At 68.4% G+C, this 9,336-nt stretch carries 9 protein-coding genes; 8 read left to right on the forward strand and 1 reads right to left on the reverse strand.

The window, feature by feature from the left end:
- Nucleotides 1-70: 70 nt before the first annotated feature.
- Nucleotides 71-481, forward strand: a complete 411-nt coding sequence (locus TSH64_RS31775) for a hypothetical protein (protein WP_109451158.1) — start codon at nucleotides 71-73, stop codon at nucleotides 479-481.
- 142 nt (nucleotides 482-623) lie between these two features.
- On the opposite strand, the gene TSH64_RS31780 is transcribed toward TSH64_RS31775, so the two are convergent.
- Entirely contained in the window at nucleotides 624-1,814 is a 1,191-nt protein-coding gene (locus TSH64_RS31780) for a plasmid replication protein (RefSeq protein ID WP_109451160.1), read from the reverse strand.
- Between the two features lie 797 nt (nucleotides 1,815-2,611).
- On the opposite strand from TSH64_RS31780, the gene TSH64_RS31785 reads away from it, so the two are divergent.
- The 7 genes from TSH64_RS31785 (at nucleotide 2,612) to TSH64_RS31815 (ending at nucleotide 9,134) form a co-directional block, all read left to right on the forward strand.
- Nucleotides 2,612-3,499: a helix-turn-helix domain-containing protein gene (locus TSH64_RS31785; protein WP_247873256.1), complete on the forward strand. Its 888-nt coding sequence runs from the start codon at nucleotides 2,612-2,614 to the stop codon at nucleotides 3,497-3,499.
- 11 nt (nucleotides 3,500-3,510) lie between these two features.
- Nucleotides 3,511-4,170, forward strand: a complete 660-nt coding sequence (locus TSH64_RS31790; protein WP_109451164.1) for a hypothetical protein — start codon at nucleotides 3,511-3,513, stop codon at nucleotides 4,168-4,170.
- 82 nt (nucleotides 4,171-4,252) lie between these two features.
- Nucleotides 4,253-5,329, forward strand: coding sequence for a UV damage endonuclease UvsE (locus TSH64_RS31795; protein WP_199237709.1), 1,077 nt, complete (start codon nucleotides 4,253-4,255; stop codon nucleotides 5,327-5,329).
- Nucleotides 5,330-5,414: 85 nt separating this feature from the next.
- Nucleotides 5,415-6,995, forward strand: coding sequence for a PAS domain-containing sensor histidine kinase (locus tag TSH64_RS31800; RefSeq protein ID WP_247873257.1), 1,581 nt, complete (start codon nucleotides 5,415-5,417; stop codon nucleotides 6,993-6,995).
- A 28-nt stretch (nucleotides 6,996-7,023) separates the two neighbouring features.
- Entirely contained in the window at nucleotides 7,024-7,695 is a 672-nt protein-coding gene (locus TSH64_RS31805; protein WP_109451171.1) for a response regulator, read from the forward strand.
- Between the two features lie 127 nt (nucleotides 7,696-7,822).
- Nucleotides 7,823-8,251: a response regulator gene (locus TSH64_RS31810; RefSeq protein ID WP_247873258.1), complete on the forward strand. Its 429-nt coding sequence runs from the start codon at nucleotides 7,823-7,825 to the stop codon at nucleotides 8,249-8,251.
- A gap of 154 nt (nucleotides 8,252-8,405) precedes the next feature.
- Nucleotides 8,406-9,134 (forward strand): helix-turn-helix domain-containing protein, encoded by a 729-nt coding sequence (locus TSH64_RS31815; RefSeq protein WP_109451173.1) that lies wholly within the window; start codon nucleotides 8,406-8,408, stop codon nucleotides 9,132-9,134.
- Nucleotides 9,135-9,336 lie beyond the last annotated feature (202 nt).

Consider the following 9,336-nt stretch of genomic DNA (forward strand, 5'->3'; position numbering starts at 1 on the left):
GTTCTCATCACAACCTCGCGGGCGAGTGCGCGCGTTCATGCTCCCCGGTCACGTGCAGGAGGAATCAGCGATGAAAAAACGGTTTGGTCTGGCGTTCGCCTTTGCCGTCGGCCTGTCGGGTCTGTTCGCAACCGCGGCGCCGGCGGCGACTTATGTCTGCGCCTCCGAAACCAACTGCGACAATTATACTCCGATCACGGCGGCGCAATTGGCGCTCACCGCGCCCGATACGAAGATCACCGTCCAAATGGCGCTGCAGCAATCGGCGGACGAGTCGATCAAGAATGGCTACAACAGCGTCGCGAAGACCGACCTTGGCATTACCAAATGGTGGCACAAGGGCGGCAGCACGACCCTCGACCAGACCTATTATCACATCACCGTCAGAATCTACAAAGACAACAAGTGGACCAAGACCTGCCACGCTTATGCCCTCAACATCGGCACGAGCACTCCGAAATACCAGGCGACTTGCCAGTAACCGCTCGATCGTCTCCGGTCACTTGAACAGGATGGCGCCGCTGAGGCCGCCTTGCCTCCCGAAGGCAAGCGGCCGGATGGCCGCGCCCGGCGATTGACGGCAAGCGTAAAGCCTGATGCACCAGGCTTTACGCTCGAAAATGTCAGCCTTCGCCCTGGCCGCTGCGCGCGCCCAGCAGGGTGCTGCGGCGGCGGCGCAGTTCGACGCTCTGGCCGGGGGTGATGGGCAGGAACTCCTTGGGGCGTTCGTCGCTGCCGGCGATGGCGCGGAAGGTGGCGGCGTTCGCCTCCTGAACGAAGTTGCCGCGGCGGACCTGATCGAGGAACTTCCGGCTCGGCATCATGATGTATTCGATATCGTTGATGCGCCGGCCATCCTTCGACACCGTCTTCTCGACCTGATCGAGGATGCCCTCCTCGACCAGCGAATCGACGGCGGAGGTCACGGTGCGCAGCGTGTCGCGCCGCCGGCTCCACTCGTTCATGCCGCTGTTGTTGATGATGTCGTCGGCCGACAGCGTCATCGGCGGCACGTCGTGGGCGCCGTCGGGCAGGCGGCTGAGGTCGAGATCGCCATATTCGATGGACAGGCGGTTGTAGAGCCAGCGCGCCACCGGGCTCTTCAGCCGCATGATCCACTGGTAGGAGATCGGCTTGAATTCCAGGTTGCGGATGGCCGAGGCGACCAGCGCGTTGAATTCCAGATAGGTGTCGTTCTCGTCCTCCTCGCCGCCCTCGCCGGTGCGCGGCCGGATGTAGAGGGTGGGGAAGACCGAGGATTCCAGCACCGGCCGCGCCGACTTGCGCCCGTTCTCCGGCATCTTGCTGATAATCATCCGGGTACGGGCGAGGATTTCCAGCGCCTCGCGGATCTCCGCCGTGTCCATGGTGCGGTTGACCGCGCGCAGCTCCCGCCGGATCTCGTAGAGCGAGAAATGCACGCGCACGCGGTCCTGCTTGTCGCCCATCAGCGACAGGCGCGAGCGGTCCATGGCGAGGCGGCGCACCACCTGCTCGACGATCTGCTCGCGCTCCGACGGAAACACCTCATACTCGACCATGCGCTTTTCGGCCGGATCCTCGCCGGGGCCGGGCTTGGCCGGGCGGTAGATGCGGGCGGGCTGCAAGGTCAGCGAGAACAGGGCGTCCTTGAAGGGAAACTCCTTGTGGACCGACTGGACGAACGCGTTGGCGGCCGGCAGTTCCGGCTCGGTCCCCCGGCCCTTCGACACGAACACGAACCGCGGCGCCGTGTCGTAAAGCGCGATCATATGGGACTGACTGCGGTCCTCCATCTCGAACAGAGTCAGCTGGACCGCGTTCGCCTTGCTCATGGCTCATCCCTCCTCGCCAAAGGCCACGATAGGGGCTGGCATCGGACGGAGGCAACCGGCGGGGAGGACTGAAGCCCAAGCCCTGTGTCCCATTTGGCCGCGCTTGTGTAGGAATTGCCCGCGCCTGTGTCCTGAATGCCCGCGGTTGGATTGGACCGCCCCCGTCCGACGCCGCCGGATTGGTCCCGCCCGCCGCGAATCGCGGCTGAACCGGCGAAGCGCGGGCATTCGGGACACAGACTCGGGTCCGCCGATTCCGCCGCGCCCCGCCGCGCCAGAGCGACGAAGCGCGGGCAAATGGGACAGCCCAAGGTGCGGCGGTCTCCAAACGCGGGGATTCGGGACACAAGCCGGACCGCACATCCTGCGATGGACCGCCCAACCGCGGGCAAATGGGACCGATGCCGCGCCGAATCAGCCTTGCCGCAGGGCAGGGGGCGCTGCCGGCCGGGACAGTCCGTCCTGCGAACCGCGGGAAACCGCCCCAAACGCGAGCAAATGGGACAAGCTGTCCAGGGGACCGGCGGTGGGATTCGGGCGAAGCGCGGGCAAACGGGATCGGATCCGATTCGCAGCGCTGGCGCGGCCAAAGCCGACCGAACCGCGGGCAAAGGCGACAGGGTCGCGGGCCGATGGGACAGAATCGCGAGCCGACGGGACACAAAGGACTCTGTCCCATTTGCCCGCGATTCGACGGCCGGCACGACCGGCGGAATCCTTCCCCGCAAGTTCACCGGCCGTCCGGCAGCCTCCCCCGCTGGCCGCCGGCCGGTCCCCATGCCTTGCGGAGTTTCCCCATGTTGCCAAAACCGTCTCCCAAATCGTCGCCATTCCCCTCGCCGCCAACGGACGGACACCCTCTCGACACCCGCCGATGGGGGCGGATTCCCGCCTGGTGGCTGGAGCATCCCGGCCTGGAGGCCGACGGTTTCGCCGTTCTGGCGGCGCTCGCCACCTTCGCCGACGACAGCGGCCTGTGCTGGCCGTCGCAATCGACGCTGGCCGCCAAACTCAAGCGCTCGCGCCCGACCGTCAACCGCATCATCCAGTCATTGAGCGACCTCGGGCTGGTCGGCATCGAACACCGCCGCGGCCGTGACGGCGCCCGCCTGTCCTGCCTCTACCGCCTGCGCTTCACCCCGCTGGACGGCAGCGGCCAGGAAACGGAACAGCGGGATGCCGCCGCCGCGGATCGCCCTGTTCCGATGGCCGACAGGGATGACTCCGCCACGCACATCCCCTGTCCGCCTGCGAGTCAGGAACAGGTCCAATTCAAACAGATTCCGGACTCGCACGCTTCGGGCGAGCCCACGGACGCACAGGCAGGCGCTCAGTCACGACCGCAGGAGGTTCCGGAAGGCTGGATGCCGACCGCCGACGACCTCGCCTGGGCCACGGCCCGCCATGCCGAGATCGACCTCGGCCGCCATGTCGAAGGCTTCATCCTGCGCTGCCGGGCCCATGGCTACCGCTACCGCGACATCTCATCGGCCTGGAGGGCATGGCTGTCGCAGGACGCCGCCGTCGGCAAGGCTCCCCCCCATTCCGGCAACGGCCCGGCCTTCGCCGCACCCGTCCGCAAGTCCGCCCACAAATCCACCACGACCGAACAGCGCCTCGGTGCCTGGAGTGCTGCCGCCGACGAACTGCGCCGTCGCTCCGCCACCGCTCCCGCCTGGCGATGAAGGGACGACCGATGACCGCAGGATCCAGAAGCGCCGCCCCCGGAAAGGCGACCGTCACCGCTCTGCCGCGGCCCCATCTTCCGGCCTCGCCGGCCGCGGCCTTCGATCCGAACCTGCCGGCTCCCCAGCGCCGGATCCGGCTGACCGCGGCACTTCCGCCGCCGCTTCAGGAACTGCTGGCCCAGGGCCGAACCGACCGGCGCCCGCGCTTCGGCGAGGATGGCTTCGACGGCATGATCGAACAATGGTTTCCCCCGGCCGGCGTCACCGCCGTTGAGGCGGCACTCGCTCGCCAGACCCTTGAGGATCTGTCCGAGACCGTGCTGGCCCCCGCCGACAGCGACCATCTGCTCGGCCGCGTCCTGACACTGCTCAGCCATTTCCCGGCCAAGGGGCTGTCGCCCGAGGTCGAGCGGATGATGGCGCTCGACTGGGCGGAGGATCTGGGGGAATACCCGGCCTGGGTGCTCGATGCCGCCGCGCGCCACTGGCGCCGCAGCCGGAAATGGCGCCCCTCCATCGCCGAGATGCGCGCCCTGTGCGAGGAACTCTGCGCCCCGGAACGCGCCTTGGCCGACCGGCTGCAAGCCCTTGCCGACGCGGCACCGTGTGAGGCGGCAGCACCGGATCCACGTGCAATGGCAACGGGAGCGCTGCGCCGCATGGGCTGAGACCGTCCGCACCCGGCTTGCGGTGGAAGCGCCGGATCCGCGGTCCATATTAAGCGGCCCGTCCGCTTCATCATGCCGACCGATGCCCGACACCTCCGCTCCGATGCCGCCGTCCGCCGCCCGTTTCGGCTGGTGCTGCCAGTATGTTCCGCCCGATGGCGACGCCGGACTTGCCAAGCGCATGAATCCCGGCACCGTCACCATCGCGACGTTGAGCAGGCTGAGCCCGGCCCGTGCCGAGGAAAAGCTGACGGAGGTCCTGCGCCGCAACCTCCAGTCCCTGCATCTGCAACTGGACGAGGTCGCCCGGCATCCGGCCTACCGCCGCCTGCTGCGCGTCAACAGCGGGCTGCTGCCGGCCTATACGCACGAGGTCGGGCGGCCGCTCTACCGCCTGCCCGGTGTCCAGGCGCTGGTGCGGAGCGGGCTGGAGCATGCCGGCCGCAAGGCCGCAGAGGCGGACATCCGCATCGGGCTGCACCCGGACCAGTACTGCGTGCTGAACAGCGCCAACCCCTCCACCCTCGACAATGCGGTGGCGGAGCTGGAGTACCATGCCGACATCCTGCGGACGATGGGGCTGACCGGCGGCTGGCACCCACGGGGCGCCCACGTCAACATCCATGGCGGCGGACGCGGGGAGGGGATCGCCGGCTTCCGCCGCGGCCATGCCCTGCTGTCGGAGGAGGCGCGCAACCTGCTGACGGTCGAGAACGACGAGATGTCCTTCGGCCTGGACGACCTGCTGCCGCTGGCCGACATCGTGCCCATCGTGCTCGACCTCCACCACCATTGGGTCCGCACCCAGGGTGAGTATCTGCGCCCCGACGATCCGCGCATCGCCGTGGTCGCCGGCTCCTGGCGCGGGGTACGGCCGGTCGCCCACATCAGCGTGTCGCGCGAGGATCTGCTGGCCGGCTGGCCGGCCGACAGCCTGCCGGATTATGCCGCGCTGGCGGCGCGCGGGCTGACGACCAGGGATCTGCGGGCGCACTCCCAGCGCATGTGGAACCATGCGGTCAACCGGCTGGTGGCGGATCATCTCTCCTGGGCCGACTTCGAGGTGGAGGCCAAGGCCAAGAATCTCGCCGTCGACGATCTGGAGCAGGACGCCCTGCTGAGCGGCGCCATCTCCGCCCCGGCCTCCGCCGGCCCCTGATCGCCGGCCCTGATCGCCAGCCTTGACCCACGGTTGTACTCAACTACTCTGTTGCCGACGAAGGATGAGAGGTCGAGGGTGGGACGTGGCGGACGATAGCCGGGCCGGTGACCGGGAACAGAACCTGGGTGCTCTGTCGCAGTTGCAGGCGATGCTGGACACCGTGCCCGACGGGGTCGTGATCATCGACGACCGCGGCCGGATCACCTCGTTCAACCCCGCCTGCGAGCGCCTCTTCGGCTGGACCGCGGCCGAGGTGGTCGGCCGCAACGTCAACATCCTGATGCCCGCCCCCTACCGGGAGGAGCATGACGGCTATCTGGAGCGCTATCACCGCACCGGAGAGCGGCGGATCATCGGCATCGGCCGCGAGGTGACCGGCCAGCGCAAGGACGGCTCCTGCTTCCCGATGGATCTGTCGGTGGGGGAGGCGGGCCAGGATGGCCCGCCGGTCTATATCGGCATCATCCGCGACCTGACGGCCTCCCGGCTGGCCGAGACCGCGCTGCGCGAGCGCGAGGCGCGGCTGGCTTCCATCCTCCAGACGGTGCCGGAAGCGATCATCGTCATCGACGAGACGGGGCTGATCGAATCCTTCAGCCCGGCGGCCGAGCGGCTGTTCGGTTATGCGGCGGCGGAGGTGGCCGGGCGCAACATCAGCATGCTGATGCCGTCCCCCTACCGCGAGCAGCATGACGGCTATCTGGAGCGCTACGGCCGGACGGGCGAGCGCCGCATCATCGGCATCGGCCGCATCGTGTCGGGCCAGCGGCGCGACGGCTCGGTCTTCCCGATGGAGCTGGCGGTGGGGGAGGTGCTGCTCGCCGGCCGGCGCTGCTTCACCGGCTTCGTCCGCGACCTGACCGAACGGCAGGCAACCGAGCGGCGCCTTCAGGAACTCCAGTCGGAGCTTTTGCATGTCAGCCGGGTCAGCGCCATGGGCCAGATGGCTTCGACCCTGGCCCACGAGCTGAACCAGCCGCTGACCGCCGTCATCAACTACGCCAAGGCGGCCAAGCGCCTGATGGAACGCCCGGAAACGGTGTCCAAGGCGATGGACATGGTCGACAAGGCGAGCGCCCAGGCCACCCGCGCCGGCCAGATTATCCGCCACCTGCGCAGCTTCATCGAGAAGGGCAAGACCCACCGCTCCGTCGAATCCCTCAACAAGGTGGTGGAGGAGGCGAGCGCGCTCGCCCTCGTCGGCGCCAAGGATCGCGGCCTGCATGTGCGCTTCGACTTCGAGCCCGCCGACCCGCAGGTGCTGATCGACAAGGTGCAGGTCCAGCAGGTGATCCTCAACCTCGTCCGCAACGCCATCGAGGCGATGGGCGGCACCGAGGGCGGGCCGCGGGTGCTGACCGTCCGCACCGGCCCGGAGCCGGCGGACGAGGCCTTCCGCCGCGTCTCCGTCACCGACAGCGGCCCCGGCGTGCCGGAGACGGTGCGCGCCCAGCTGTTCCAGCCTTTCGTCACCACCAAGAGCAGCGGCATGGGGCTGGGCCTGTCGATCTGCCGCTCGATCATCGAAGCCCATGGCGGCCGCCTGTGGCTGGAGCCGGCTGCCGAACCGCCGGCCGAGCCGCCATCCACCGGCGCCAGCTTCGCCTTCACCGTGCCGCTGTCCGCCTCCCTGTCCGCTGCGGATGCCGACGATGCCAGCTGATGCCCAAGCCCATGCTATAGTGTCCGACATGACCGCCGACCTCACCGTCTTCATCGTCGACGACGACGACGCCATCCGCGATTCCCTGCAGGTCCTGCTGGAATGCGCCGGCTTCCGGGCGGAAAGCTTCGCCACGCCGCTCGCCTTCCTCGGCTCCGACGCGCCGTCGCGGCCGGGCTGCCTGCTGGTCGATGTCCGCATGCCGCAGATGAGCGGCCTCGACGTTCAGGAACGGCTGACCCGCGACGGCCACGCCATCCCGGTGGTGGTGATGACCGGCCATGGCGACGTGCCGCTCGCCGTCCGCGCCATGAAGGCCGGCGCGGTCGATTTCGTCGAGAAGCCGTTCGAGGAGGAGGCGCTGCTCGCCGCCGTCCGCTCCGCCCTGGCCCGCGCGGCGGAAAGCCGAACGGCGCCCGCCGCCCCGCCGGCCACGGCCCCGGAACAGCCGGCTCCCCCGCCCGCCGCCTCCGCCCCGCCGGAGGTGCTGGCCCGCCTGTCGGCCCTGACGCCGCGCGAACTGGACGTGCTGCGCTGGCTGGTGGCCGGAAAGTCGAACAAGGTCATCGCCTTCGAGCTGTCGATCAGCCCGCGCACCGTGGAAATCCACCGCGCGCGGGTGATGGAGAAGATGCAGGCCGACAGCCTGCCCACCCTGGTCCGCATGGCGATTGCCGCCGGTGTCGTTCCCGGCGGCTGATCTGCATCAAAAGCGCGCCGCATACGCATTGCTCCTTATATCGGCGCCCCCGGCCTCCTTTTATCTTCCATGACGCGCCGCACCGTCGGCGCTGTTGTCTGTCTGTTATGGAAGTTCGGAGGCCGTCATGGATCGCCTGGGCAATGAGCCGGGCAACGGGTCTGGCACCGGGCCGGGCGGGATGCCGGGTGCCGGCATCGTCCACATCGTCGACGACGACGAGCCGGTCCGCGACTCGCTGAAAGCGCTGTTGGAAGCCTTTTCCTTCGATGTGCGGGACTTCTCGTCCTGCCGCGACTTCCTCGACCGCTATGACGGAAACCCGCAGGGCTGCCTGGTTCTCGACCTGCACATGCCGGTGATGAGCGGGTTGGAGTTCCTGGAGCGCCATCGCGGCGACCTGCACGGAATGCCGGTCATCATGGTGTCCGGCCGCGGCGATCCCGCCACCTTCGCCCGTGCCCGCGAGGCCGGCGTCATCGCCGTGCTGGAGAAGCCGTTCGACGAGGGCCAGCTGATCGACATGCTGAACGGCCTGATGCCGGCCGCCGCCTGATATTGCCACCCGGTATGTAGGTACACTTACGTACGCAAACTTCCTTAGGTACATCACCGAACTGCACAGGCCGGCGGTGGAAAGTTAGCTTCGGGCCATCGGATGCACACCGGAACGAACCGGACCGCATCGCACCGTCAAGGCCGAGGTCACCATGTCCACGCACGCCGCCATTGCCGCTCACGCCAACCGCGCCGTCCCTGGTTATCTGGTCTCCGCCCTGGCGATGACGCCGAATACCGGCGTCGGTGCCGCCATCCAGCCGCGCAACCCCGCCGACCCGCTCGCCAGCCTGGGCCACGCCAAGGTCTACGAGCGTGAGACCACGGTCTTCACCGAGGGCGACGCCGCCGGTTCGGTGTTCCGGGTGATGAGCGGCATGGTCCGCCTCTACAAGATGCTGCCCGACGGCCGCCGCCAGATCATCGGCTTCCTGCAGGCCGGCGACATGATGGGTCTGGCCTTCGCCGCCCAGTATCTCTACACCGCCGAAACCGTGACGGCGACCACCATCCAGCGCATCCCGCGCCTGGAGCTGGACGCCCTGATGGATGCCCAGCCGGCCTTCGCCCGCAAGCTGCTGTCGGCCACCACCTCGGAACTGATGGCCGCACAGGACCAGATGGTTCTGCTCGGCCGCAAGACCGCCGCCGAGAAGGTCGCCACCTTCCTGCTGCGCCTCAGCGACCGCAAGGGTGGCGAGCAGACCATCGATTTGCCGATGGGCCGCAGCGACATCGCCGACCATCTGGGCCTGACCACCGAAACCGTGTCGCGCACCCTGACCAAGCTGAAGTCGAGCCGCCTGATCCGCATCCTGGTCGGCGGCAAGCTCGACCTGCTGGACCGCGACGCCCTGGCCGACCTCGCCGGCGGCTTCTGACCCCCCCATCGCTTCTTTTCAAAATTCTGGCTGCGCACCGAACGCCTCAGCGTCCCGGAGCGCAGCGGCGCGCCCGAACGGCGCACCCCCGGACAGCAAGTGGATGATGACCATGACCGTCACGACCCTTTCCGACCTGAACGCCCTGATCGTGCGGGTGAAGGCGGCGCAGGCGCGCTTCGCCGACTATCCGCAGGAGAAG

It is taken from the genome of Azospirillum sp. TSH64 (assembly GCF_003116035.1).
Lineage (GTDB): Bacteria > Pseudomonadota > Alphaproteobacteria > Azospirillales > Azospirillaceae > Azospirillum.